The following is a 25371-nucleotide window of genomic DNA, read 5'->3' as shown; positions in this document are numbered from 1 at the left end:
TTTCGTAAGGCTTTAAACTCGTCTGCTTAAAAAAAGAGAAAAGAAGCCACTATAGCGGCTTCTTTATTTTTATTATAATGACAGGCCGTAAACTTGTCGATATTTAGTGCTCAAGTAGTCAATGAGATGATCCGGATTGATCTCTTCACCTGTGGCATCTTTCAATATATCGAGCGGCTTTTTGCTTTTGCCGAACTGGTGAACATGAGCCGTAAGCCAATCTTTTACGGGAGCCAAGTCTCCTTTTTTCAGCAAATTATCGAAATCAGGCAAGTCTTTTAACATGGCCTTCTTTAGCTGGGCCGCATAGACGTAACCTAAGGCGTAGGAAGGGAAATAGCCAAAAGCTCCGCTCGGCCAGTGGACATCCTGAAGAACGCCTTCTCCGTCATGTTCCGGCCGGACTCCGAGAAGTTCTTCCATTTTATTATTCCACGCCTCCGGAAGGTCCGCCACTTCCAGTTCTTCATTTATTAACGCTTTTTCCAGTTCGTAACGAACGATAATATGCAGGGAATACGTCATCTCATCAGCTTCTATTCTGATCAAAGATGGACCGGCTACATTAATTCCCCGGTAAAAGTCTTCCAGGCCGACGTTATCAAACTGCCCTTCGGCATACTTTTTCAAAAGGTCGTAATATCTCTCCCAGAAAGCATAATGCCGGCCAACAAAATTTTCCCAGAACAGAGACTGGGATTCATGAATACCCATGGAAGTTCCTGTGCAGAGAGGCGTACCGGTATATTTTTTATCCACATTTTGTTCGTACAGGGCGTGTCCGCCTTCATGAATCGTGCCGAACACGGCGGTTCTGAAGTCATTCTCATCATACTTGGTGGTTACTCTGACATCGCCGGGATTCAGTCCGATAGCAAACGGATGAACCGTCGTATCGAGCCTGCCTGCCTCAAAGTCATAACTCATATTTTCCAGTATTTCACGGCTTAGAGCTTCCTGTTTTTTTGCAGGGAACGGCTTAAACAGAAAATCTGTTTCAGGCTGATCCTTAGCATTCGTTATTTCTTTTACGAGAGGGACGAGCGCCTCTTTTAATTTTCCGAACACTTCGTCGATGACATCAACAGTTAAACCCGGCTCGTAATCATCCAGCAACGCGTTATACTTATTGCCTTCATAACCTTTCCATTCGGTGTATTTGCGGTTATACGCCACAATTTTCTCTAAATAAGGTTTAAATGAGTCGAAATCAGCTGTGTCTTTCGCAGTTTCCCAGGCTACCTCTGCATTTGAAGTAAGGATCACATAGTCTTTATAGTCTTCAGGGGGGATATTTTCAAATTTCTTTAACTGTTTTTCGCATTCTTCTGCTGTTTTCTTTGTTACCTCGTCCAATTGCTCCCAGTTACTCTCCTGACGCAGTTCAGTTAAGTAATTCTTCATGTCCTTTGAAGTGGACATAGCGAATATTTCAGACGACAGGGAACCTAATACTTCCGAACGCTGAGCGGCGCCTTTTCTCGGTGCTCCTGTTCGTAAATCCCACGCGATAAGTCCTACTGCTTCATTATAATGGCTGATTTTCTTAACGTACTCCATAAATTCTTTTTCAATAGCAGGTGATTCTGTCTGCATACAAGTCCTTCTCCTTCCGGTACCCGTTTTATGTAAAGGGTGGTTAACACTTCCTGATTTCACCCTCCTTTATCATACCTTTTTCCAGTGAAAAATTCATCTTTGTTCATACCCGCACAATAATTAACGGTTTGTTATAATGGACTGAAAGTCTTGTATATGAAAGGACAGAAGTGTATATGAATTTTACGATTACCGATGAGGCTCTTGAGTTTTATAAAAAAGAAATGGAATTAATAAAAGGGGACTCGTTAACGTTATATGTCAGAGTCGGAGGCGTAGGATCAGGCGGTTTTTCGGCAGGTATTCACAGAGGGATCCCGGAAAAAGACTATGTGACGGTAGAAAAAGGCGGCTTGCTGTTTTGCATAACAGAAGATGATCAATGGTATTTTGACGGAATGACCATTGACTATCATCATGACTTTGGAGAAGTGACATTTATTAATGAGCGCATTGATGACGTCATTAACCCAAAATAAACCGGGGTAAAAGTTTTACCCCGGTTTAGACTAGCCGCCAATGTGCGACATCTCAATTTTCCTGATTTGTTTTTTGTCTGTATGCTTGAGTCGTTCGGCGGAATATTGATCGTCTCTTTTTTCCCAGATCTGCCGGATGTGTTCAGCCACTTCTTCATCGTCAGCATCTGATCGGAGAATATCACGCAGATCATGGCCGCCCGATGCAAACAGGCAGGTGACCAGCTTGCCATCCGCAGACAGCCGGGCCCTTGAACAGGTAGAACAGAAAGCATCTGTTACAGAAGAGATAATACCGATCTCATTGCCATTATCTTTAAATACGAACCGGTCTGCGACTTCTCCGGTATAATTAGGGTCAGCCGGTTCAATAGGTAATTCTTTATTAATAATGCTGAAGATTTCTTTCTTGCTGACAACATGGTCAAGTTTCCACCCATTGGCGTTTCCTACATCCATATACTCAATGAAACGTAAAATGATTTTGGAATCCTTAAAGTGGCGCGCCATAGGAAGAATGTCTTCTTCATTCATCCCCCGCTTGACAACCATATTAATTTTCACCTGAAGGCCTGCGTCCTCGGCCGCTTCTATGCCATCAAGCACTTTTGAGACACTGATATCGCGCCCGTTAATATAACGGAATTTTTCATCATTGAGAGAATCCAGGCTGATCGTGACCCGGTTCAGGCCAGCCTGTTTTAACCCTTCCGTATGCCCGGGGAGAAGAGCCCCGTTTGTTGTCATCGCGATGTCATTAATATTGTCGATCTCGTTCAGCATGCTGATCAGTCTCGACACGTTATGGCGCATCATCGGCTCACCACCGGTGATCCGAAGTTTTTTGATCCCTGCTCTTTCAGCAAGTATATTGGAAACCCTGGTTATCTCTTCGAACGTCAGGATCTCTTTTTTTGGAAGGAATTTAAAGTTTTTATCGAAGATTTCCGGCGGCATACAATAGCGGCAGCGGAAATTACAGCGATCTGTCACGGAAATGCGCAGATCTCTTAATGGTCTTCCTAATTTATCAGTCATGAATTTATTCATTCGACCATCCCCTTAATACTTCCATTATACGTTGTATTATTTTTCAAGTACAAGGGGATGAGACCAAGTTTCTTAAATTTGCAACAAACTGATAGTAGTTACCTGTCAATCCGATACTAATCCCGTTCTTCTTCCACCTGATGGGATAACCGGTTAATACGTGAAGAAGAGTATTGCAGCAAATGGTCATTTAACTTCATCAGCTTCGCCTGCTCCAGCTGTCTCCTTGCCTCGGCCAACGCGCGAGTGGCATTTTCGAGCTGCTGCTGATCCATGCTCATCGTGGCTTGTCCTACCATTCGTTCTGCCGCCTGGATAGCAAGTTCAACTTGCTCTATATTACTGTATTCCTCAGTCATACTCCTCACCCTTTCCCTTTTCAGCAGTTTTCTATAGTATATGCCTGCCTGCTGAATATATGCCCAAAAGAGAGAAAAGATGGTAACCGAGCTTATTTTGAACCGGGGCGCTTTCCCCAGAACTGGTAAAAGTCCGTTTTTATATTCCCGTTATACAGTTTCCGTTTTTTTGTTGCTTTAGCACCGTAAAGCTTTTCGAAATGAGGGTGGGAAGTAATGATATAAACAGACCAGGTGTCATGCGGCCTCAGTGCTCGTCCTAATTCACGGTAAAGGTTTTCAACATACGGCTTTTCTTTCATCCGTTCACCGTAAGGAGGGTTGCCGACAGCGACACCGAATTCATCTTTTGTATGAAAGTCTTTGACTTGCATTTGCTTAAAAGTGATTTGATCAGGAAAGCCGGCCTCCATCGCATTATTTTTAGCCAGGTCAATCATTTTATGGTCGATATCTGCTCCGAGAATGTTTAACGGCTGATCATATTTAGCCAGGTTTTCTGCTTCCTCAAGAGCGTCATCCATCCATCTTTGGTCATACCAGTGCCAGTTTTCAAAAGAAAACGACCGGTTAACACCCGGTGCAATATTCTGTCCGATCATAGCCGCTTCAATTGGAAGTGTCCCTGATCCGCAGAATGGATCGTAAAACGGCTTGTCTGCATGCCAGTTAGTTAACTGGATCATAGCTGCGGCAAGCGTTTCCTTCAATGGTGCTTCGTTGTGTAAGTATCTGTAGCCACGTTTATGAAGGCCGGTGCCGCTTGTATCGATTGTTAAGCTGGCGGTATCTTTATGAAGTGAAATTTCAATCCGGTTCAGGGCGCCTTTTTCCTCAAACCACTGGACATTATAGCTTTGCTTCATGCTTTCAACCACCGCTTTTTTTACGATCGCCTGACAGTCAGGTACACTGAACAGCTTTGATTTTACCGATCTGCCAATGACAGGGAATTCCGCATCTGCAGACAGATAATCGGCCCATGGGAGAGCTTTTGTGTTTTCAAACAGTTCCTCAAAGCTCTCTGCTTTAAATTCCCCTACCAGTATTTTTACTCTGTCTGCTGTACGCAGCCATAAATTTGTCCGGGCAACCGCTTTTGGATGAGCTTTAAAAATTACTTTTCCATTTTCTACAGTGACATTTTCATATCCTAATTCGCGAACTTCTTTAGCCACAATCGCTTCAAGTCCCATGGCAGCGGTGGCAATTAATGTAACGGTATTCAAGGTCAAATCCTTCCCTTCTTTTTCTCGGTGTTTGTTTTACTGTATCCGCACCTAGTATACAGGATGCTCTTTTAAAAAGTAAAAACTCCACGATGAAGATGCATCGTGGAGTTAATATAACAGTATGAAGACGCCATTTGTGTTTAGTAAGCCATGTTCTGTTCCTTCGTACTTCAAACGGGCGTCATCCCTCGTACAAAAGTGGTAATCATCTGTCTACAGAATTATCTCTGTCCCCTGATCCGTTCATTTCCTTTTCAGGGGTGCCCCTACCAAATTTTGGGTTTCTCGCTCGCGGGGTTTACCTCGTTCCACTCTGTCCGTTTCCAGACAGACTACGTCACTGTGGCACTTTCAAGGCACACTTACCATATTTAGAAACTAAACGTAGGTAAGTCTCCTGCCGTTAGCCTGCAACCAGACTACCCTGACTTATGACTTCGTCAGGCACGAACACTACAATCATCTCAGATTGTGCGAGCATGGACTTTCCTCTACACTGAAACAGTGCAGCGATTACCCAAACACAAATGGATGTCGTTTAGAACAACATTTTCTATAATACCACAGCACAGCTTATTAATCAACTGTTGTTATTTTCCATCGCGTTCTGCACACCTTTTTTAGCCAGCAGGTCAGCCTCCTTATTTAATTTGCCTGGAATCCACTTAATAAAGGCATAATCAAACGAGTGGGCCATCTCATAAAGGATGCTGTCCAATAAAGCTCTGAAAGACATATTCCTTACGTATTCTTTTTCTACCGCTTCAACCACTGTTTTTGAATCAGACCGTATAGAAATAATCTTAAAACCGTGTGCCTTACAAATAGCTAAAGCTTTCAGGCATGCGTGAAATTCAGCTTCATGATTAGACATTTCCGGAAGAGGAAACGATTGACGGATAAGATAGCCATTCCCTTTTATAAATACTCCGGCTCCAGAAGGGCCCGGATCACCGGCGCTGGCTCCATCAATATAAACTTCTATCAACCGTATGAACTCCTTTCGCCGCTTTAATCGTAAAGTTTACTGCCGAACACATGTTTCTCCAGGTTGGACAGTCTTCTTAAAATATCATAATTAGTATTGCCGGCGGCAGGCTGGGCCGGCGGCTGCTTTTTCGTTTGTTCGCTGAGAGTCACGGTTTCTTTTTTCAAGCGCTCATTCTCCTGCTGCAGCTCCTGAATCCGGGTTTCAAAAGCCTCGTAATCTTTTATTATATCATCAAGAAACTGGTCGACTTCGTCCTGGTTGTATCCGCGCATGCTTGTTTTAAAATCTTTTTCATAAATTTCATTCTTAGTCAGCTTTGAAACTTGTTTATTATCCACAGTGTTCACCTCATATGTACCATCATTTACCCTTTATTTTTTCAGAATAAAGCGTTCTTGTCAATTCCAGCTTCGGTCATCCAGTTCTTCCCTGATCATTTCTTCTATATCGTCGGGAGTTAAATAAATGATTGGGTAATCTTCCTGCTGCTGCTTTTTTAATGCGGAAGACAGAAAAAATTTCGGCGTCCCTTCTGTAGCCTCGTCATATAATACGAGAGACGCATGGCTTTTCTGGACAATAAATTCATTTTTAAGCCTTAATTGAGCCGGGCTGTCATACGGCCTTTTCGTAATATAATCTCTGTAATCACTCTTTTGCCAGACAGTCTCGTATAATGCTTTAACTGCTTCAGGAAAACGTTCTTCCTGCTCATGGAAGGGAGCCAGCGTAGCAAGCCTGAGATCCGGGTACATGTCTTTCATGTCAATGACAGCTTCTGCCGCCCACAGCTCGACGCCCGGCTGTCCGCTCGTAATGACCCATTTGATATCATATTCTTCTTTTAAACTGGTGATTTTTTTAGCCAGCGCTTTTTTTAAATACGGCAGCTGGTCGTGCTTTTCATTAAAAATTCCGATTTCATGGGGCTTATATCCCGTAACGGCCAAAACGTCATACATGGTTAACCATCCTTTCTGCGGCTTCCATCCTCCTGAAAAAGAAAAGCGAATCAGCCGGAGGCCGATCCGCTTATTTTACATCCCTTACCATCCGCATTTCTTTCTGTGACCCCAAGGTCCCATATTAGCTCCTGCCACCATACCTGGCCCCATACCTGGGCCAAACGGGCCTGTAGCGGCTCCTGCTACCTGGCCGGGTCCAGGACCTGCCGTCGTGTGGAAGTTTTGGATTCTGTCAACTCTTGATTCAGTATGCGGATAACTGTGCTGGAAATTGTAACGGTGATTTACTACATTAGTCGTGTGTGACGGATGCACCACAGGGACAATGTAATCACACTGCAGATTTCGAACATTCTGTCTAGTCGGGCAAACTTGTGTGCCTAACACTTGAGGTCTAGTACACGGGCGACGTCCAAACATTTGATATCCTCCTTTAATTTTAGGTTCAATATCAACGTATGTCTGCGCCCTTCAACATGTACTAGTGGATTAACCTATTTTTTACTGAAAAAGCATAAAAGTGCTGCCGATCACTAAAAAAAATAAACATACAAACAACTTAGCCATGACTTTCTCTCCCCTGTTCAAACAAATCTTGGTTAGAAATATAATGTTCTCCAAAAAATAATATAAAGAATATTGTCTAAAATATCAATAAGTTTCTCTTAATTCGTCACAATTTAACAAATAAGTTCGCTTATTTTCCTAATTCTAAAGAAATAGCGGCCAAGATGGTCGAAAAAGCTGTTTTTTTGCGCTTACCCGGGAAATAGGCGTGTTATTTTTCCGGAACCGGGGGAATATTTCCGGTTAAAAAAGCCGGCAGGCTCGATTAACTCGACTTTATTTCTTATGCGCCCTTGCCTCTTTATATTCCTTTAATGTATGTATTCCCCTGTTTTTCAATTCATCCATTAGTTTGGAAAATATTTCAGCAGTCATAAACGCATCATTTAAGGCGTGGTGTCTTAATTTATTTTCCACTTCAAGTTTTAAGATCAGCTGATCGAGCGAATTTTTTTCCCCTGGGAAGATATAATTCGCCAGTTCATATGAATCTACCGCCCTTGGCAGGTAAGGAGGCAGTCCCCACCTCTTTGCCAATTCATACAGAAAGTGGACGTCGAAACTGGCAGGATGGGCAACCAGGATCGTGTGGCGGGAGAAGTCGAGAAAGTTAAGCATAGCAGAAGGAAACGGTTTTCCGGATTTTATTTGTGAGGCACTCAGACCGGTCAGCTCCCTTATTTGTTTAGATGGCATTTTTACAGGACGAACCACTTCATAAAATTGTTCAGGGAAGCTGATATGGTTAAGATTTATTTTTACTGCCCCAATTGAGATAACTTCATCGCCGATCTTTGGAAAAAAGCCGGTCGTCTCAAGATCAAAAACAGTAAAAGACAGATCATGAAAAGGAACGTTCTCGAAGTCTGTCCGTTTACCGGCTCTGAGCATTTTATCGGCCACCTGGGAAAATTGCTTTCTATTACGCAAAATCCATAAATTTTTATGGTGGTTAAACCGATGCCAATCTAAAAGCAAATATCTAAAAATCTGCAGAACTGAAGCTTCCATATTAAATTCCCCGATTCTTTGCAAAGCTTAATTCACTCATTTGCTGAAGACGTTTAGCGATAAACAGAGCATCTTTTAATTGCTTCTTTTCATCTTTATCCAGCTTTAAAGGCGAGATCATATTAGAAAGAGGCTCATTTTTCCGCAGCTGGGATATATTTTCCATTATTCTGAAATAATGAAGGTAATCCATTGCAAGCTTCGCATTCTTAACATCTCTTGGATGGAATATTTCCAGTTCTTCCAGCCTGTCCAGCCTAGCAGCGGTACTCACTTCCGTAATTCCATAACGGATAGCAAAGATACGGACCCCATTGACGATTTGCATTAACGCCGATTTCTTCAGATCAATCGTCTTCTTCTTCCCTTTAACTGAAATCCTTCCAAGCGCGTTAATAGGGACCCGAAACCGAATTGTATCTTTCATAAGCATCGCATGCAGAATTTTGCCTTTTTTAACCGGCTCATTAATATCGTCTCTCAGCTTCTCAGCTAACGTGAAGTCTCCGTAGACTGGTCTGTAATCAATAAATATAGTGAAATCGCGAATTTCCTGGCTGTCTGCTTTTTTTACCCAGTTCACTACTTCGCTTTTCCATTCACTAATCTCTCTGCACCATTTCCTCTCTTTGGCCATAATTCCTCCTGAACATTCAGGAAACCCGCACTCTGCAAGAGCCTCGTTTATTTTGGCTGCAAAACGGTGGAAGAACTCTTCTACCTCTCTTTTATAGGAAAGATGCTGATAGTTATCCAGAATGAGGGCATTATCCTGATCCGTACTGAACGCCTGTTCTTTTCTTCCCTGACTCCCCATGACGACAAAGCAATAATTAACCGGGGGTTTTCCGTACCCTTCCTTAAGCATGTCCCGCAAAGCGAATTGAATCACTTTCCTGTGAATCTGGTCATTGTAATTTGAAATAAACTCACATACTTCCGATGGATGCGTCCGCTCATTTAATAAAGCTTCAGTGAACGAGAGGAAATCTTCATTATTTTTTGGGGAAAGGTGAGCCAGTTCCTTTACTTTTTTAGCATGCTGAAGACGGTAGGATAAATTCAAATATTTGGAATCCTGTAACTGAAGAAATGATTCAGCCATCAGAATACCAACGACACGTTCGCCGTTCATCACAGGCACCAGATCAATATAGTCATCTTTAAAAAAGGTAAGCACTTCGTAACTGAAGGCGCCTTCCTGTATCGTATGGGGCTTGTCTTCCATCCATTCAGTGACGTTGTCGCTGCTTTGGCCTTGGAGAAACCCCCGGATCACATGCTGCTGGGTAATAACACCTTTTAATTCTTCCTTATCATCCAGGACGACGAGACCGGCCATACGCTCTTCTGTCATAAGTCTTGCTGCCTCTTTGAGAGTGCGCTTCTGATGAATGGCCTTGGCGCGTTCCATGATCGAGTGTACCCTTGTCCGGAAGAGCCCGATATTCTCAGCATCCGTCACATGCCGTTCTTTTTTTATTTCATCATAGAGGGATTTCATTCTGTTGCCGATCCCGCTTAATATAACGTTTGAAAAAGCTTCGTTTTCAGTCATAATTTTCAAAAGGATGCTTTTCTTAAACTGGACGGTTTCGCAATTTTCCAGCGCCTGGACTGAAAAATTCAACTGTCCCCCTGCAAGCAAGATCATTAAGCCGATTAAATCGCCGGGGTAGTAAAAACGCACAGAGAACTGCTGTCCGTTTTCCCTGTGAAGGACATTTTTTGCCAGCCCTTTTAACAGGAAATGAACTTCTATCTCTTCATCTTCTTCATGAAAAACAAATTCATTTTCGGAGAAGGATTGCCGATTCGATTCGTCAATTAACCGCTTGAATTGATCATCTGTCAGCAGGTCAAACGGAAAGTGCTGGCGGATCAGATCTTTATAGCTCTCATAACTGGTCATACGCTTCCCTCCTCTAAAATGCCTGCTTTTTTTCAAGCCGTTTTAAACGTTTGTTTAAATCAGCTAATTGTCTGGTATACTTTTTATCGTTGAACCGCCCGTTTTTCTTAATAAACTGATAGCCCTGTTTCGCATAATCATAGGCTTTAGCAGGATCTTTCTCATAATGTTCAGCGAGTTTCGAACGTTCGATCCACGCTTCCACGGGCGGAAAAGCCCCCTGTTTAAGAGCAAGCTCCAGGTACTTACCCGCTTTCTCCTTATCTCCCAATTTCTTATACATCACTCCAAGCTTGTAATACACTTGGGGAAAAGGAGTAGTTGTCTTATGAATAGCATGCTCATAATGTTTCTCTGCCCATTCATAAATAGAAAGTTTGTCAAACCACTCTCCCATATAATAGTGTTCCATCCCGGAAGAAGGTACTTCGTTCTCCCATATTAATTTCATTACCAGGTTTTTATACAAATGAACTAATGAACGGACGTCCTGGTCGTTATGCTCAATGACCCCTTTTAATTCGTACGGATTTTTATCATTTAAATAATCAAAATATAATATAGGGGCCATACTGCCGGGAATGTCATTTGTTCTGCGAATATTTAATTTCTTTTCTTCTACTATAGACAGCCTGCAGGAAGGCAGTTCATGTTTCCATAACCTTCTCGCGCTGTGAAGCAAGTCAATATGGCCGAATTCGGGAAGCTTCGGAAGCTCTTTCCTAATAAAAGTGTGTCTGGATTTCACCTGAGGCCAATCGAAAGATTTTCCGTTGTAACTGATCAAGTAGTCATCTTCCCGGAAGTCTTCCAGAAAACCTGATAAGAAAGCAGCTTCATCTGAAGGGCTTTCCAGTAAATGCTGTGTCACTTCTATGCCTTCACTTTTCAATTTGGCGTACCCGATTAAAAAGATCACATTTCCTGCCCCTGTGGACAAGCCTGTCGTTTCCGTATCAAAAAATAACAGCCGGTCGATCTCTTTTCCGTTAAAAGACAGCGGATGGTCCGAGAGCTCTGCGCCCCAAAACTGTTTAATCCGCTCCATATCTGTTAAGAGATTATAATCTTGTTCAGTAGCATAAGGATAGAGGATTCGTTTTCTGTAAGACCTCTCCCCGTCAAAATAAAAAGGCTCAAACCCAATGTCTTTAAAAGCCGTTTCCATCTCATCCTGCTTTGGGGCAGGCGGCGTTTCTATTTTATCAGCAGCCGGCTCATTTTTATCTTCCAGCTGTAAATGATTTTTCATTCTCAGCAGTTTTGATTTTACACCCATACGACTCACCTGCCTTGCAGTTGTTTCTGATTCTATAAACCTATCGTATCATAAACCGCCCCACTGTAAGAGAAACTTCGCTTACCCCACGTAAACAAACCTCCCAGTTGAAGACAAGCCCTCGGGTAAAGAAAACACAGCGAGGTTTTGTCGAGCTGATGTTGCGCTTATACCTGCGGTGTAAGCCTTCGCCGAGAGTGAACCGTCAGATTACGTAAAGATTTATTTTTATTTAATTGTATTAATCCTATTTTTACGGCATCTAAAAGCCTTACCTTTTGATACCCAAATTCTTCAACTTACAAGCGAGTGTCCTGAAGCAACTCCACCAGCGCTAATCATAGCCAAAATATTAAAAAAGACGGGAGAATAAACTCCCGCCTTATCACATCATTAATCATAGCTTGCTGCCTGGCTCACCAGCTTCAGCACCCACTTTTTAACCTGCAAAGAAGAATCTGTGCCGCCGACGCCTACACACGACGGACAGCCTCCTTCACATGGGCATTCCCAGACAAAATCAAGGGACTCTTTTAAGATATGATTAATTTGGTTATAGACACTTTCACTTAAACCAATGCCGCCCGGATAACGGTCATAGAGAAAAACAGTCGGCTTCTGGGAATGGACGGCTTTCACTTCAGGCACCGCATGCAAGTCATTTTTATCGCACATCACATGCACGCAGGCAACATGCTGAAGCACATGGGCCATCCCCATCAGAACCTGTTCGATGACATCTTCCCGTTCATCGTTAAAGGTCCCGTCGGCAAAAGTCAAAGCGATCCCGTTAGAATGAAGTTCCTGTTCAGGTAAGTGAATTGGACCTGAACCGATATTTTCAAAGGTTTCCAGTTTAATTTTTTTAAAAATGGTTGCCATCGCTGTGACCATCACATCCCCGTACTGGATCATATGATTTCCTGCCTGTTTTTCTTTGTCAATTTCGAGCACTTTCAGCTTTACCGCCAGATTCGCATCTGTGAAATATTCCACATCGACTTCCCGGACGTACGCTTTCTTTTCATCCCAGTCGAGGTACTCGACCTGGTACTGGGTCCCTTCATGAAGGTAAATGGCTTCATCATGGAGCAGAGTGAGCGCACTGAATGTATCCATTTCTCCGATTACCCGGTGATTTTCCACTGCAGACTGGTCAATAATCACCACATTTTCCTGAGCGGCTGAGCGGAGACTGATATTATGGGCAGGAAAGGCATCGTTCATCCAGAACCACTGCGTATGAGTATCGTGAAGCACCCGCTCTTCTGTTAAATAGTCAAGTATTTCCGTTACATCTTCCCCGTCAAACGTATCCCCCCGGTTAAACGGAAGCTCATACGCGGCACACTTTAAATGATCGACTAATATAATGAGATTATTTTTGTTAATACGGGCAGTTTCGGGTGATCCTTCAAAGAAATATTCAGGGTGCTGGAATAAATACTGATCGAGTGGACTTGAATTAGCAACCATTATGACGACAGATTCATCCTGTCTTCGCCCGGCTCGTCCGGCCTGCTGCCAGCTCGAAGCGATTGATCCGGGGTAACCGTTCATGACACATACCTGAAGCTGGCCGATATCCACCCCAAGCTCCAGAGCATTCGTGCTTACAACGCCAATCGTCTCTCCGCTTCTTAAATTCCTTTCAATCTCCCGTCGCTGGTTAGGTAAATAGCCGCCCCTGTAACCGCGTATAGACCGGCGGTTTATTTCATTTTTTACCAGTTCCTGAAGATGACTGAGGATTATTTCCACTCTCACCCGGCTTCTCGCAAAAACGATCGTCTGGATCTTTTCTTTCAGAAAACGGGCAGCCAGATCATTAACCACTTTCGTGGCGTTTTTACGAATGTTTAATTGCTTATGGACGACCGGAGGATTGTAAAATACAAAATGTTTCCTGCCTTTAGGCGCTCCATTGTTATTAATAAGGCGCACTGGTTCCCCTATCAGCTCTTCTGAAAGTTCTTCAGGATTAGCGATCGTTGCGGAAGTGCAAATAAAAGAAGGGTTGCTGCCGTAGTAACGGCAGATCCTTTTAAGTCTTCTGATCACATTTGCCACATGGGAGCCAAAGACGCCCCGGTACGTATGCAGTTCATCAATAACTATCGTTTCCAAATTTTCAAACAGGGAGATCCATTTAGTGTGATGAGGAAGTATGGCTGAATGAAGCATATCCGGATTAGTAATGACGACATGGCCAGCTTTTCTGACGACCTGGCGAATGTTGGCCGGTGTGTCCCCATCATACGTATAGCTGTTAATATTGACATCCATTTCATCTATAAATTCATTAAGCTCTGATTTCTGATCCTGGGCGAGCGCTTTAGTCGGAAAAATATACAAGGCTCTGCTTGAAGGATTAATCATGTGCCGCTGCAGCACCGGCAAGTTATAGCATAATGTTTTTCCGGACGCAGTCGGTGTCACAGCAGTAATATTCTCTCCGCTCATCACGTGCTCGTAAGCACTTCGCTGATGCGTATAAAGGTCATTTATTAAACGATCGTTTAAAGCTTTTTTAATTTTCTCGTGCATATCTTCCGGCATAGGTGAGGTCTTAGCTTCTTCTTCAGGCACCTCATGCCAGTGGGTTACCTGGGGATCGTTTCTTAACTCCCCTATAAGGTCTGTCAGTGTCTTTTTTCCAAACATATTTTTCCCTCCCGCTCATTAACATTATAGCGAATATACGTTCTGGAAGCTATACTTCAGTTTATAAATCAGAGGCGGACGAAAGAAAGTCCTCAGCAAAAAATGCCCGTTCGTATAAGAACAGGCATCCGGTCAACCAGACTATTATAAGGAAAGAAAACTTCCATCTTTTTTCGTCACAAGCATTAAATCATTAAGTGTCGTTTTACCTTGGCTTTCTAAAAGACGCAGCAATTCGACGAATAAGTGCGCGGTAGTAAGAGCGTCCCCAACTGCGCTGTGCCTCTCATAAATATTAGTGCCAAAACTTCTGGCATAGTGTTCCAAGTCCCTCATATCCCATGAGGGGCTGATAAATCCGATTAAATCAAGGGTGTCAAAAGCAGGCGGTTCATTAAAACTGTATTTTTCCCGCTGAAGCTCTTTTTTTAACACAAGAAGATCAAAGGCTAAATAATGGCCGACCCAGCCGTTGCTGCCGCATTGTTCAACGTAGTCACAGAAGGCTTCGATCGCTTCAACTGCCGCAGGCGCGTCTGCCACGTCTTCCTTTTGAATACCGGTAAGTTCCGTAATTTTTTGCGGAATGGCCCTTTGCGGATTCACGTATGTCTGGAAGATATGATCTGTGACTGAAAGGCCGTCCACGTGTACGGCGCCGATCTCGATCAGCCGGTCACCGGCCCCTACGGAAAAACCGGTCGCTTCGGTATCCATGACCGTAAATGACAGGTCACGGATAGGTGTATTAAGCGGAAGTTCACAGGCGAGTTTGTAACCTAAGCTTTTTTTCTTCCAAAACATCATAGCGGAGTCTCTCCCTCTGCATGACTAATTTATGTTGCCGGCGGAATAGTATCCTGTATCCGCCTTTTCAAGTTTCATCTTCGGTTTACGGCATTCCATATGAAGAAGCTAATTGATTTTGTAATGACCTTATCGTTTTTAAGGCCAGCATCAGTTCTTCTTTATCCCGGGTTTTCATTTTGCGGAAATAAATTTTACTCGACGCTTTCTCTCCTTGCATATGGGCTTTCCATGCCTGGGACACACGGATATGAAGAATGACTTCATAAGCAAACTGAAGTTCATCGGCAAACCTCTCACTAAACACTTTTTCTTCGGTTAACCGCTCTATTTGCTGTTTAGGCGTGCCCTCAATCATCCCGTATTTAGCACTTAGGATTTGCAGGGAGTGATGAAATGGAAATAGAACATTTAACTTTATATCAAGCATTTCTTTCTTCATCCTGAACAAGGCGCGGATGGGCTGGTCAAGTGTGGGGACAGGATTTTGTTTTTCTTCTTCGGCTGCTCTGTATAGAAAAATCCGAGACTTTTCGAGCTGGTCTGCAACCAGTCCGGTGAAACGGTCATGGAGCCGTTCATCTCCGTACAAAAAGCGGAGGGATAAAAAATTGTGCCCCAGAAGAATGTTTTCATTAGTTGCCCGCAGCCCCCAGGACCGAAGACGTTTTTTCCAAGACGACAGATTACCGCGCCAGGCTGGAAAACTGGCCATCATCCCTCCATCACACAACTTGTAGCCGGCATGTTCCATCCAGGAGGTAATTTTTTCTCCCAATGTTTTAAAATAAGTGTCAGCTTTCTCTTCCCCGCCTTCTTCCGGGTCGTCATAAACGAGAAAGTGGTCCTGATCCGTTAACAGAAACTGCTCTCTGCGTCCCGCGCTTCCCATTAGAAAAAAGGCAAAAGTAACCGGTGGTTCTCCATGTTCTTTTCTTACTTCTTCTGCAGCCATTTCCACACAATGGTAGACAAGTCTGTCATAAAGCGTCGTTATTGCCTCCATAATATGAAAGGCAGGCATGCCATCTTGTATGAGATTACCAAGTACACTGTAAATCGCATGTTTCACATCAGGCAGGGTTTCAGCGTTTGACGATTCAATTTCCTGGATGATATTAAACTGTCCCCTATTCTTTTTCCTTAGAAGATCTGACAAAGTAACCATGCCTACTGGCCGCCTATTCTCATCTACTACCGGCAAGTGTTTCACGCGATGCATGAGAAAACTTGACATGGCCTCATAATAATAGGCATGCCGTTGAATGGTCACAAGCTCGAGTGTCGCCGTTTCTCCCGCTGTTTTCTTGTTGCCCTCGCCAGCAGAAACGACCCGCTGGACAAGGTCTTTTTCAGTAATAATTCCAAGCAGTTCTTCTTCTTTACCTGTTACAAGAATGGAACTCGTTCCCGCTTCCACCATCGTCCGTGCCACTTCATCCACCGGGGTGTCCTGATTAATGGTTAATGCCGGCTCGTTCATCAGATCCTGGACGCGACGGATGAATGGGTCGCTTTCCCCCCACTGGTTAGCCAGTTTAACTTGTTCAGCAAGCGATGAATAAATTTCCCTGAGCCTGACAGCCACTTGGCGGAGGACATACTCTCTGACGTCTTCGTCATGCCACCTTGATTCAAGAACCTCATAAGGAATATGGAGGCATACCGACGGTTCAAGGGAATGGACTTCGACAGTCACTGAATCTTCGTGCGGATTTGGTTCGCCCAGAAAATCAGCGAGACTTGAAAAACCGACCATTTCACCGGCCTCCAGCACTTCGAGCACTTCCCTGTTTTCACGGCTTGTCCCTGTCTGCACACATACTTCCGTAATTCCTTCCAGAATAAGCAGCAGCCCTTCCCGGGGTGACTTCGCATACAGCACTTTTTCATTTTTCCGATAAGCTTTTAAATCACACCGGTCCAGTAACGACCGAAATTCAGCGGCACTTGCGCCGCTGAAAATCGGATGGTTCTCGATCATATTCATAAATTCTTTATTTTCCTGAAGTGTCATCGAGCCATACCTGCCCCTCTTCATAAGTCATCTGCTCCGGATACCTTAAATTAATGGCTTCATCTTTTAAACGCTGAGAAGGCTGTTCAGTCATAAGTGAAACAACTATTACGAGAATAACATTAACGGTGACACCGAAAACCCCTGCACCTGTGTCGCCGATTCCAAAAAGAACAAACCCGTTCATAGCGAGGAAGATATAGGTCAGCGTAGTGGTTAATCCGCCAAGCATTCCGGCAATTGCACCTTTGGCATTAATCCGTGTCCACCAAACGCCAAGAAAAAGAACAGGAAAGAACGTTCCTCCGGCAATAGCGAATGCCCATGCGACGATCTGGGTTATCACTCCCGGAGGGTCAAGCGCAAGTAAACCTGCTACAATCGTTGCAGCAAAGATAGCTATCCGCCCCGCTCTCAAGCGTGTACTGTCTGTGGCATTCGGGTTAACAAGCCGGTAGTAAATATCGTGTGCAAATGAGGATGAAACGGTAATCAGAAGGCCGCCTGCTGTCGATAATGCTGCTGCCATGGCGCCGGCAGCAATCATTCCGATAACAAAGGTGCCAAGATTTGCAATTTCAGGAGTCGCCATCACTACAATATCAGCGTGTATGACAAGATCTTCCCACATGAGTACTCCTTGTTCTCCTGAGGCCGTGACTTCCAGTAAACCCGTATTGAGCCACGGCTCAGTCCAGGCGGGCAAATCATCAAGCGGCTGGCCAACGACATCGTTCATAATGACAAATCGTGAAAAGGCCGCATATACCGGTGCTGATAAATAAAGAATGCCGATAAAAAACAGGGCCCAGGCACCGCTCCACCGGGCAGCTTTCATGGTCGCCACCGTATAGAAACGGACAATAACATGAGGAAGTGCCGCTGTCCCGATCATTAATGTAAACAATAAAGCTAGAAACTGGGCGCGGCTTCCTTCATCAAACGGTGCAAAATACTCTGATAAACCAAGTTCCCTGTCTATTGCCCCCAGTTCTTCAACCACATTACCGTAAGTCAGCCAGGGAAGCGGATTCCCGGTTATCTGAAGGGACATAAAGACGATAGGAATAACATAGGCGGTAATTAGAATAAGATATTGGGCAACCTGTGTCCAGGTTACTCCTTTCATCCCGCCAAGCGTCGCATACACGGCGATAATCGCTACCCCGATTAACACCCCGACCCATGAAGGGATGCTTAGCAGCCGTCCGATAACCACACCTGATCCGGACAACTGTCCGATTAAGTAAGTAAAACTGATGATAATCGTCGCAATGGCACCGATTAACCTCGCGAAATTACTGTCAAACCGGTCACCGATAAATTCAGGCACGGTAAAACGCCCATATTTCCTGAGCTGCGGCGCTAACAGGAACGTGAGGAGCAAATATCCTCCTGTCCAGCCCATAATATAAGCCAGGCCGTCATACCCCAGAAGCATGACCGTACCGGCCATCCCAATAAATGATGCCGCACTCATCCAGTCGCCGCCTATCGCCATACCATTCCAGAAAGCGGGAACCCCCCGGCTTGCTACGTAAAAGTCAGATGTGGCTTTTGCACGGTGGTAAATTGAAATACCAATATAAAGAGCAAATGTTAAAATAATCAGCGTGAGTGAAACTAAGGCTTGTTGATCCATCTAATAGGTTCCCCCTTATAAATTCAACCATCGTGTTCACCTTTTTATTTTCTGGCAAAACCTTAACTGGCTTGACTTTTTAATGGTCTGTCCCGGTTTTGCTGATCTGTTCGTTTCGTGACTCGTCAATTCCGAACTTCTTATCTACTCTGTCGTTTATGACAGCATTTAAAAAGAGGAGAACAATAAACGTTACCACTGCCCCCTGGGCTCCCATATAATAATGTGCGGGCATCCCCATAATATAGACGCCGCTCTCGTTTATTTGCTCTGCAAAAAATACCACTCCGAATGAGACAAGAAAACCAATGAATAAAAAAATGGCGATCATTGTCACTCGTGTTTTAAAATACTTATCAGCTACTTCCTTTTTGACCTTTTTCACGTGTCAAACCCTCCTTTTTCAATAAGCTTTTACATCCTGCTGGTTGTTTGCATGGCTTTCTCTCTTATTTCTTCACTTAGAACCCTCCCTTATCATAGTAAACGCTTTCATTTTTACCCATTTGTGTCGTGCGCCCGGTTTGCAGCCGGATTTCCCTGTGAATGTGCTTGGCATTCTCTGCAAATAATAAGCGGTGCTTTTCTGTCAGCTATCATTTTATTCATCCAAATCAGTCCGGGAATAAACAGCAGAAAGACCGGGTGGAACATAACTGCAATCACTGCTGAAACGATGACGGGCAGAACTGTCATCATAATCATATATCTGGCTTTTGATATAACGATCATGTTCGGGCTGTTGCAGGAGGGGCAGAAGAGAGTCCGGCGATTCTTTTCTTTAGTTGAAGACATTTAATATTCCTCCCTAAAACAGCTATCTTAAATCAAATATGAACCTTACCGTTTCCATAAAAGGCATAGGAACCATAGCTATCTGAATAACTAAATAAACCCCCATCGCAAGAAAAGGCAGTGTCAGTAATACCGGTTTTCTAAATTTGATCGTAAGTGCGACTGTGGCTGCAGCAAATATCCAGAAAATAATTAGAGCGGCCATTCGAATCCCTCCTCGTATCATTTTTTCTTTTATCCTTTTGGCGCAGAAAAGACTTTGACATATTATATAACTGTCTGTTATTGAACAGTACTGATATTTTAATGGTCCTTCACAAAGGACATCCTTTTAAAATCAGCAGACTCCAGCTGAAAACGCCCTGACATTCCACTTTTAAGCAACCGGAATGGACTGTTTAAGCTGTGTGAAGCCATATGTAACAGAAGGTTTTACTATCACATTATTTCAAATTTTCAGATAAATTGTCAATATATTTCTTGTAAGCCTGTAGTTTATCCCTATATACGCCGGGTGAAAATGTGCTCATTTTCATAACGGGAATCTGCTGTTATAGGGCAGTAAAAAAGACCCCGGCACCCACCGCGGTCTTTTTCAGCACTTTAGCCTCATTTATTTGCTAACTAACCCGGCAAAACCAGTTAGAAAGACTTTTTTAAAGATATTCCTTCACAAGCCATTTTTTTATAGACACTTTAGCGTTCCTCTCAAAATCAAGTTCCAATTCAGTACGGTAAGGTTTGAGTACTCTTGCCTGATCCGGTGAAAGACCAATTACAACAACGTCCATTCCCATCTGCTTAAATACCAGCACCATGTCTTTTAATTGCAGGACACCGCTTTCTTCCACTACTCCAACTCCTGTAAAATCCACCAGGACTCTTTCAGGTTTATTATCGTAAGCTTTTTGAATAGCATGTTCCTGTACGGCTTTAATCTTTTCTTCGGATAAATCTCCAAATATCGGCAACAGAGCCAGTGTATCACTCAATTCTATATACGGCCCTGAAAGTCTGTTTGTACGGTCCATTGCAGAAGATAACTGTTCTTTCTTTTCATAGAGTTCGAAATTTGTTTCCGAGAGCCTCTTCTGTAACTCTTCAAGCTGCTTATGGACAAGATGGTAGTCCTGATTAGCCGGGACAAAAACACAAAACGCTTCCGAACCCTTCCATTGAGCAAACACTTTAAAAAGTTCCAACGGCTCCTGTTTTGTTTTGGCGTTAATTTCAAAGGTGAGGGCTGCGTCCCCGTTTATAAGACAGTTTTTTAATTTAGTATGGCTGTCCCGGTCAATTATCTGGTAGAGGCTTTCAGTTTCCGGAAAAAAGTCAGCGGCAGTTCCTGTGAACTCGAGTATATTAAATTCTTTATCTATTTTAAATAATGGAAGTGGTATCTTTGTCTCCATCCAAGTCATCCCGCCTGTTTTCAGTATATTGATTAAACCAGTGATTCAGTTCGTCCAGGTTTTGTATAAATGTCGTGTTTGGGGGACCGATCGACGAAAAATCGTACTGGTTCATTAATCGGCCGCCTACCAGGATTTCAGGCTCGTAGTCCAGTTCACTGAATTTTTTTAAATAGGAAGTCAGACCGTTTGCCCTGTGTACGATAGAAAACGACAGCCCTATGACGCCGGGTTTCCACTGTACTATTTCATTCATCACATGGTCAACCGGTAAATCAGACTGGTAATATTTAACATTCCACTGTTTCTCCCTGAATAAAATAGATACCATTTTCATACCAAGGTAATGGTGTTCATTTTCAACTGTGAAGAACAAGGCCTTCGGGGTTGCTTCCGGTGCAGGAGAATACCTTACCAGTTCGTGTTCTGTCTGCGTGAGGACGAAATCACAGACGGCCGTTGCCAGATGCTCCTGGGCGACTGAAATCTCATTGGCCTGCCACCTGCGCCCTATTTCGTACATCGCAGGGGTAATCAGTTTATTATATATATAGAACCTTGTATAATTATCCCGCCACTTATTAACAATGCTCAGCGACTTTGCATGATCCCCTTCAAGCAAAGCATCTGTAAAATCATTTATGGTTAGTTTCAAATTATGCTCACCCTTTATGCAAAAGACCGTTTAACACTTGCCGGTCTGAGGAATATAACCTTTATTTTAACACACTTCCCAACCTCTGTCCTATCTGGAAACTTTACGTACCTTTTTCACTCATTGTATAGTAAAGGTGGGAAAGTGAGGAAGGAGAGCACCATGACTAAACTTTTATATATTATTATCGCGGTAGCATTTCTGGATACCTTTATTCAATTACCTATCATTACCCCATACGCCCAGGAACTCGGGGCTTCTCATATGCTGACAGGCGCCATCATTGCAGTTTATTCATTATCCAATATGGCTGGAAACATAGTCGCTGGCCATTGGATTGACCGGTTAGGCCGCAAAAAAATCCTTCTGGCCGGGATGGCTTCAGCCGCCTTAATTCTTTTATTCTATCCCCTGGCCCAAACAGGAAGCCACCTCTTTTTCATACGGTTGCTTCACGGCTTAGCGGGCGGGGCTCTTATACCTGCAGCTTTCGCTTACATAGGAGACCGGACGAGTGAAGAACACAGAGGAAAAACGATGGCTTATACGGGAGCCTGTATAGGAAGCGCGGCGATTGTCGGTCCGGCTTTTGGGGGGATTATAGCTGCCAGAGCCTCAGTCGAATATGTATTTATTCTTGTATCTGTCCTGTTTATTATCACGTTTTTACTTATCATTAAATTTGTTAATGAATCGTTTTCAAGTCCGGACCGCGGAAAAATAGTAATAAGCGATTTCATACGTCTTATTAAGCAGCCTGTTCTTATTCAGGCCAGTTTAGCTGCTTTTGCCCTGATGGTCAGCAATGGCACTCTTGCTTTTGCACTTCCTTTAAAAGTGGCGTCAATAAATCTTGATTCCTCGGCTACAGGTTTGCTGTTAAGCACATTTGGCCTAGTGGCTCTCCTTGTCTTTTTAACTCCGGCAAACAAAATATTCGAGCGCTATGAGCCGGCTCATTTAATATTGACCGGGCTTGTACTGATCAGTGTGTCTCTTATTATGTTGAGTTTACTTGAATTGACAAGCCTTATTATACTGTCAATGGTCGTTTACGGGGCAGGTTTTTCATTTACCTTCCCATCTATGAACCGTATGGTAGCTGATATGTCTACTGTAAAAGACCGTGGGAAAGCTTATGGCATATTTTATGCGGCCTTTTCTTTAGGTGTCGTGTCCGGGTCGTTTATCGCTGGAACTGTCGCTGAACTATTAGGTTTCCCTTTTCTTGTCAGTGCAGGTTTAATGCTTTCAGCCGGAGCCGTCTTATATTTTATTTCCAATAAAAAATCTAAGAAATCATCTTCTGTTTAAAAAGGAAAGGATTCTTTTGTGTACAAGGTTCCTTATTCCCTCCCTTTCATTTAACAACTGGTGCCTGCCTCCAGGAAAGTATACGACCTGGATGCGGGTGCATTTTTTTAAATAAAACGCTACATTCTCTTTCCAGTCGACCGTCGTATCTTTTTCCCCCTGGAGAAAATACACCGGGATGTTCAGAACAGGACAGGTAATAATCTGTTGCTGCCATTTTTCCATGGCCGTTAACCAGTCAGATTTCAGCCATTGAACCTGGAGAGGGTCTTTCTTTATAAAAGACTGGTATAAATGGTCATTAGAGTTTTTCTTAAATCGCCTCTTTTGTTTGCGAATGAATTTTCCCATCATTTTGAGTGAGCCTTTAACCAGATTCCACTGGTAAGGATGATACAGAGGAGCCACTAAAACCAGTTTCTCAAGCCTGATCTTTTCTTCTGATGCGGCATGAAATAAAATGGCTCCTCCGGTGCTGTGCCCAAGACCGATAATCCATTCCTTTTTAAGCGACTTCGACACAAGCTCATAGCCGCCCCTTACCGCTTGTATGTATTCTTCGAAGGAAGCCACCGTGCCTGATTCTCCCTGGGAAAATCCGTGCCCCGGCAAATCCAAAGTAACCACTTCGTAACCATGTGCCAGCAAGTAATTTACAGTTCTGCTCATTCCCCCGGTGTGATCGAGGTAGCCATGTACAAAATAGACAGTTCCTTTAGGCTCTTTTTTTAAAAAAGCCTGAATAAATATTTTTTTATCTCCAGCCTTAAACGTCCCGCATCGGTATGTATTAAAGGAAGGAAGGTCAAAGGAATAATAGGATAAATAGTTCTGGAGAACCGGACTCGATAGATGAGGGTTATTAACTTGAAAATCCAGCTCTTCCTTTTCCATATCTTTTACCCAAGACACGTTTTCCTGCATATGCCACATCCCCCTTTCAGTAAATTACAGCTTTTGATCCCTTTTATTTTAACCTAAACAGCAGAATGTAAAAAGAAATACAAAAGAAGACAGCCATCCGCCTGTCTTCTTTCTGCAAAACGCCGTAATAATTAGATAATACTTTCCTTTTAAGCCTGTTTCTCCAATGCTTCCACAAGAGCTCTTCCGTAAGCAGGCAGATCAGGTGGACGTCGGCTTGAAACGAGATGGCCGTCAACCACGACTTCCTCATTGTGCCACTCAGCGCCTGCATTTACCATATCATCCTTAATCCCCGGCGTGCTTGTTACATTTTTTCCTTTGAGAATATCTGCAGAAATAAGCACCCAGCCGGCATGGCAGATTTGACCAATGACTTTCTTATGCTGGTTCATATAGGATACCATATCAAGGACTTCATCATATCTTCTTAATTTATCAGGGGCCCATCCGCCAGGAACGAGAATGGCCGAGTATTCCTCAATAGTAATGTTTTCAAAAGAGTAATCGGCTGTCACAGGAACCCCGTTTTTTCCTGTATACGTGGCTCCTCCTTCTTTACCTGCTATATGAGCAATTACTCCTTCTTCCTGCAGCCGGTAATGAGGATAGAGCAACTCAGAATCTTCGAATTCATCTTCCACCACTGTCAGTACTTTCATCCCTTTTAATTTCATTAAGACACCCTCTTTCTTTAAGTCTGGATACACTCGTCACGTTCCCTTTTTAATTTTGTTTCAATCTTTCTTTTATAAGTCTTACGGTTCCCGCCTGCTGCAGACTGATTCAATGAAGGAACAAATCTGAAAGGAACGTTATTTTTTTCCTTCCCACTCAGAATAAAACTGATTTAAAAAGTCCTCCATATACTTATGCCTGGCTTTAGCCAATTCTTTTCCTGTGTCAGTTTTCATCTGAGAAGACAGCTTTAACAGTTTTTCATAAAAATGATTAACGGCAGTAGAACGCTCGTCCCGGTATTCTTCTTTAGTCATTTGATCACGCGCTTGTTCTCCAGGGATATGCATCGCATCCCCTCTGTTGCCTGCAAACATAAAGCAGCGCGCGATCCCTATGGCGCCTAATGCATCGAGGCGGTCTGCATCCTGAACCACTTCCCCTTCAAGCGTTTCGGGGGCTTTATTATTCCCTCCTTTAAAAGACACGGTGTCAATAACACCCATTATTTTTTCTCTATCCGTTTCTTGCACGTTTTGGCCCTTTAGCCATTGTTTTACAAATAGCCTGCCCGACTCTTCATCAGAGTGGAATTTATCATCGCCTGCATCATGCAGCAGCGCAGCGAGTTCACATAGCTGGCTGTCGGCCCCTTCCCTCTCAGCAATCACTTTTGCCGAATGTCTTACACGATCTGTATGGTACCAGTCGTGCCCTGTTGAATCTTCTGAGAATAATTGCTTTACCCATGCTTCTGCGTTTAAAATGACTTCTTTCATGCGCGGCCTCCCTGCAAAGTGAATATTCATAATTCACCATAATTATTTATTCTACCAAATTCTCTGTATCAATCTGTATCAATCAAGGCAATTATCTGTTATACAAAAATGAGCTATGTGAAACATAGAACAATAAAGGGATTTTCTAATTATATTAAAAGTGTTCTATTTTATAAATTTAAACATTCTGTGAAAGTGTGACTTAGATCATATCTTTATATGCGTATGTTTTCTATACTG

At 43.3% G+C, this 25371-nt stretch carries 25 protein-coding genes and 1 other RNA gene; 2 read left to right on the top strand and 24 right to left on the bottom strand.

Features of this window, described 5'->3' with window-relative positions:
• Positions 1–72 precede the first annotated feature (72 nt).
• On the bottom strand, positions 73–1596 hold the full coding sequence (locus BMW59_RS16785) for a carboxypeptidase M32 (RefSeq protein ID WP_093054648.1): 1524 nt from the start codon (positions 1594–1596) through the stop codon (positions 73–75).
• Positions 1597–1775: 179 nt separating this feature from the next.
• Between BMW59_RS16785 and BMW59_RS16780 the strand changes: the two genes are divergently transcribed.
• Positions 1776–2078 carry an iron-sulfur cluster biosynthesis family protein gene (locus BMW59_RS16780; protein WP_093054646.1) on the top strand — a complete coding sequence of 101 codons (303 nt, stop codon included), beginning with the start codon at positions 1776–1778 and terminating at the stop codon, positions 2076–2078.
• Positions 2079–2108: 30 nt separating this feature from the next.
• Here the strand turns inward: BMW59_RS16780 and moaA are convergent, their stop codons facing one another.
• The 20 genes from moaA to BMW59_RS16680 all read right to left on the bottom strand — a co-directional run bounded on the left by moaA (position 2109) and on the right by BMW59_RS16680 (position 21436).
• A complete protein-coding gene (gene moaA / locus BMW59_RS16775) occupies positions 2109–3128 on the bottom strand; it encodes a GTP 3',8-cyclase MoaA (RefSeq protein ID WP_093054644.1) in 1020 nt (339 codons plus the stop codon).
• A gap of 116 nt (positions 3129–3244) precedes the next feature.
• The gene (locus BMW59_RS16770; RefSeq protein ID WP_093054642.1) at positions 3245–3487 is read right to left on the bottom strand and encodes a DUF2564 family protein; all 243 of its coding nucleotides are present in this window, start codon (positions 3485–3487) and stop codon (positions 3245–3247) included.
• 92 nt (positions 3488–3579) lie between these two features.
• On the bottom strand, positions 3580–4716 hold the full coding sequence (locus BMW59_RS16765) for a THUMP domain-containing class I SAM-dependent RNA methyltransferase (protein WP_093054704.1): 1137 nt from the start codon (positions 4714–4716) through the stop codon (positions 3580–3582).
• 142 nt (positions 4717–4858) lie between these two features.
• Positions 4859–5244, bottom strand: an RNA gene (rnpB, locus tag BMW59_RS16760) — RNase P RNA component class B.
• Between the two features lie 55 nt (positions 5245–5299).
• Positions 5300–5707 carry a reverse transcriptase-like protein gene (locus BMW59_RS16755; protein ID WP_093054640.1) on the bottom strand — a complete coding sequence of 136 codons (408 nt, stop codon included), beginning with the start codon at positions 5705–5707 and terminating at the stop codon, positions 5300–5302.
• Between the two features lie 23 nt (positions 5708–5730).
• Positions 5731–6048, bottom strand: a complete 318-nt coding sequence (gene gpsB / locus BMW59_RS16750) for a cell division regulator GpsB (protein WP_093054638.1) — start codon at positions 6046–6048, stop codon at positions 5731–5733.
• A 60-nt stretch (positions 6049–6108) separates the two neighbouring features.
• The gene (locus tag BMW59_RS16745) at positions 6109–6672 is read right to left on the bottom strand and encodes an SLOG family protein (RefSeq protein WP_093054636.1); all 564 of its coding nucleotides are present in this window, start codon (positions 6670–6672) and stop codon (positions 6109–6111) included.
• 84 nt (positions 6673–6756) lie between these two features.
• A complete protein-coding gene (locus BMW59_RS16740) occupies positions 6757–7095 on the bottom strand; it encodes a CotD family spore coat protein (protein ID WP_093054634.1) in 339 nt (112 codons plus the stop codon).
• A gap of 423 nt (positions 7096–7518) precedes the next feature.
• Positions 7519–8133 (bottom strand): 3'-5' exonuclease, encoded by a 615-nt coding sequence (locus tag BMW59_RS16735; protein ID WP_177174402.1) that lies wholly within the window; start codon positions 8131–8133, stop codon positions 7519–7521.
• Positions 8134–8254: 121 nt separating this feature from the next.
• On the bottom strand, positions 8255–10165 hold the full coding sequence (locus BMW59_RS16730) for a DUF294 nucleotidyltransferase-like domain-containing protein (RefSeq protein WP_093054630.1): 1911 nt from the start codon (positions 10163–10165) through the stop codon (positions 8255–8257).
• Between the two features lie 13 nt (positions 10166–10178).
• Positions 10179–11444 (bottom strand): ribonuclease H-like domain-containing protein, encoded by a 1266-nt coding sequence (locus BMW59_RS16725; RefSeq protein ID WP_093054628.1) that lies wholly within the window; start codon positions 11442–11444, stop codon positions 10179–10181.
• A 393-nt stretch (positions 11445–11837) separates the two neighbouring features.
• On the bottom strand, positions 11838–14108 hold the full coding sequence (locus BMW59_RS16720) for a DEAD/DEAH box helicase (RefSeq protein ID WP_093054626.1): 2271 nt from the start codon (positions 14106–14108) through the stop codon (positions 11838–11840).
• 144 nt (positions 14109–14252) lie between these two features.
• Positions 14253–14912, bottom strand: a complete 660-nt coding sequence (locus BMW59_RS16715; protein ID WP_093054702.1) for a 3'-5' exonuclease — start codon at positions 14910–14912, stop codon at positions 14253–14255.
• An 88-nt stretch (positions 14913–15000) separates the two neighbouring features.
• Positions 15001–16932: a DUF294 nucleotidyltransferase-like domain-containing protein gene (locus tag BMW59_RS16710; protein ID WP_093054624.1), complete on the bottom strand. Its 1932-nt coding sequence runs from the start codon at positions 16930–16932 to the stop codon at positions 15001–15003.
• Positions 16913–18574: a sodium:solute symporter family protein gene (locus BMW59_RS16705; protein WP_093054622.1), complete on the bottom strand. Its 1662-nt coding sequence runs from the start codon at positions 18572–18574 to the stop codon at positions 16913–16915. Before BMW59_RS16705 ends, BMW59_RS16710 begins: the two co-directional genes overlap by 20 nt.
• A 79-nt stretch (positions 18575–18653) precedes the next feature.
• Entirely contained in the window at positions 18654–18959 is a 306-nt protein-coding gene (locus BMW59_RS16700) for a DUF4212 domain-containing protein (protein ID WP_093054620.1), read from the bottom strand.
• Between the two features lie 113 nt (positions 18960–19072).
• Entirely contained in the window at positions 19073–19369 is a 297-nt protein-coding gene (locus tag BMW59_RS16695) for a hypothetical protein (protein ID WP_093054618.1), read from the bottom strand.
• A gap of 22 nt (positions 19370–19391) precedes the next feature.
• Positions 19392–19574 carry a hypothetical protein gene (locus BMW59_RS16690; protein WP_093054616.1) on the bottom strand — a complete coding sequence of 61 codons (183 nt, stop codon included), beginning with the start codon at positions 19572–19574 and terminating at the stop codon, positions 19392–19394.
• A 451-nt stretch (positions 19575–20025) separates the two neighbouring features.
• Positions 20026–20781 carry an STAS domain-containing protein gene (locus BMW59_RS16685; protein WP_093054614.1) on the bottom strand — a complete coding sequence of 252 codons (756 nt, stop codon included), beginning with the start codon at positions 20779–20781 and terminating at the stop codon, positions 20026–20028.
• Complete coding sequence (locus BMW59_RS16680; protein WP_093054612.1) at positions 20750–21436, bottom strand: cobalamin B12-binding domain-containing protein; 687 nt, start codon at positions 21434–21436, stop codon at positions 20750–20752. Before BMW59_RS16680 ends, BMW59_RS16685 begins: the two co-directional genes overlap by 32 nt.
• A 162-nt stretch (positions 21437–21598) precedes the next feature.
• On the opposite strand from BMW59_RS16680, the gene BMW59_RS16675 reads away from it, so the two are divergent.
• Complete coding sequence (locus BMW59_RS16675) at positions 21599–22750, top strand: MFS transporter (protein ID WP_093054610.1); 1152 nt, start codon at positions 21599–21601, stop codon at positions 22748–22750.
• Here BMW59_RS16675 and BMW59_RS16670 read toward each other — a convergent pair.
• From BMW59_RS16670 to BMW59_RS16660, 3 genes are all read right to left on the bottom strand, one after another.
• Positions 22736–23674 carry an alpha/beta hydrolase gene (locus tag BMW59_RS16670; protein WP_177174401.1) on the bottom strand — a complete coding sequence of 313 codons (939 nt, stop codon included), beginning with the start codon at positions 23672–23674 and terminating at the stop codon, positions 22736–22738. The two genes, BMW59_RS16675 and BMW59_RS16670, sit on opposite strands and share 15 nt — an antisense overlap.
• Before the next feature lie 149 nt (positions 23675–23823).
• The gene (locus BMW59_RS16665) at positions 23824–24351 is read right to left on the bottom strand and encodes a type 1 glutamine amidotransferase domain-containing protein (protein WP_093054606.1); all 528 of its coding nucleotides are present in this window, start codon (positions 24349–24351) and stop codon (positions 23824–23826) included.
• 138 nt (positions 24352–24489) lie between these two features.
• Positions 24490–25131 (bottom strand): HD domain-containing protein, encoded by a 642-nt coding sequence (locus BMW59_RS16660; RefSeq protein ID WP_093054604.1) that lies wholly within the window; start codon positions 25129–25131, stop codon positions 24490–24492.
• Positions 25132–25371 lie beyond the last annotated feature (240 nt).

Origin of the sequence: Salipaludibacillus aurantiacus (assembly GCF_900111295.1) — a bacterium.
Lineage (GTDB): Bacteria > Bacillota > Bacilli > Bacillales > Salisediminibacteriaceae > Salipaludibacillus > Salipaludibacillus aurantiacus.
This window is presented reverse-complemented; position numbering and strand designations above follow the sequence as displayed.

Coding starts and splice junctions, on each gene's coding strand:
- BMW59_RS16785 (WP_093054648.1), bottom strand. CDS start 1,596: ATGCAGACAGAATCACCTGCTATTGAAAAAGAATTTATGGAGTACGTT.
- BMW59_RS16780 (WP_093054646.1), top strand. CDS start 1,776: ATGAATTTTACGATTACCGATGAGGCTCTTGAGTTTTATAAAAAAGAA.
- moaA (WP_093054644.1), bottom strand. CDS start 3,128: ATGAATAAATTCATGACTGATAAATTAGGAAGACCATTAAGAGATCTG.
- BMW59_RS16770 (WP_093054642.1), bottom strand. CDS start 3,487: ATGACTGAGGAATACAGTAATATAGAGCAAGTTGAACTTGCTATCCAG.
- BMW59_RS16745 (WP_093054636.1), bottom strand. CDS start 6,672: ATGTATGACGTTTTGGCCGTTACGGGATATAAGCCCCATGAAATCGGA.
- BMW59_RS16740 (WP_093054634.1), bottom strand. CDS start 7,095: ATGTTTGGACGTCGCCCGTGTACTAGACCTCAAGTGTTAGGCACACAA.
- BMW59_RS16735 (WP_177174402.1), bottom strand. CDS start 8,133: ATGCTCAGAGCCGGTAAACGGACAGACTTCGAGAACGTTCCTTTTCAT.
- BMW59_RS16730 (WP_093054630.1), bottom strand. CDS start 10,165: ATGACCAGTTATGAGAGCTATAAAGATCTGATCCGCCAGCACTTTCCG.
- BMW59_RS16725 (WP_093054628.1), bottom strand. CDS start 11,444: ATGGGTGTAAAATCAAAACTGCTGAGAATGAAAAATCATTTACAGCTG.
- BMW59_RS16720 (WP_093054626.1), bottom strand. CDS start 14,108: ATGTTTGGAAAAAAGACACTGACAGACCTTATAGGGGAGTTAAGAAAC.
- BMW59_RS16715 (WP_093054702.1), bottom strand. CDS start 14,912: ATGTTTTGGAAGAAAAAAAGCTTAGGTTACAAACTCGCCTGTGAACTT.
- BMW59_RS16710 (WP_093054624.1), bottom strand. CDS start 16,932: ATGACACTTCAGGAAAATAAAGAATTTATGAATATGATCGAGAACCAT.
- BMW59_RS16705 (WP_093054622.1), bottom strand. CDS start 18,574: ATGGATCAACAAGCCTTAGTTTCACTCACGCTGATTATTTTAACATTT.
- BMW59_RS16695 (WP_093054618.1), bottom strand. CDS start 19,369: ATGTCTTCAACTAAAGAAAAGAATCGCCGGACTCTCTTCTGCCCCTCC.
- BMW59_RS16690 (WP_093054616.1), bottom strand. CDS start 19,574: ATGGCCGCTCTAATTATTTTCTGGATATTTGCTGCAGCCACAGTCGCA.
- BMW59_RS16685 (WP_093054614.1), bottom strand. CDS start 20,781: ATGGAGACAAAGATACCACTTCCATTATTTAAAATAGATAAAGAATTT.
- BMW59_RS16675 (WP_093054610.1), top strand. CDS start 21,599: ATGACTAAACTTTTATATATTATTATCGCGGTAGCATTTCTGGATACC.
- BMW59_RS16670 (WP_177174401.1), bottom strand. CDS start 23,674: ATGCAGGAAAACGTGTCTTGGGTAAAAGATATGGAAAAGGAAGAGCTG.
- BMW59_RS16665 (WP_093054606.1), bottom strand. CDS start 24,351: ATGAAATTAAAAGGGATGAAAGTACTGACAGTGGTGGAAGATGAATTC.
- BMW59_RS16660 (WP_093054604.1), bottom strand. CDS start 25,131: ATGAAAGAAGTCATTTTAAACGCAGAAGCATGGGTAAAGCAATTATTC.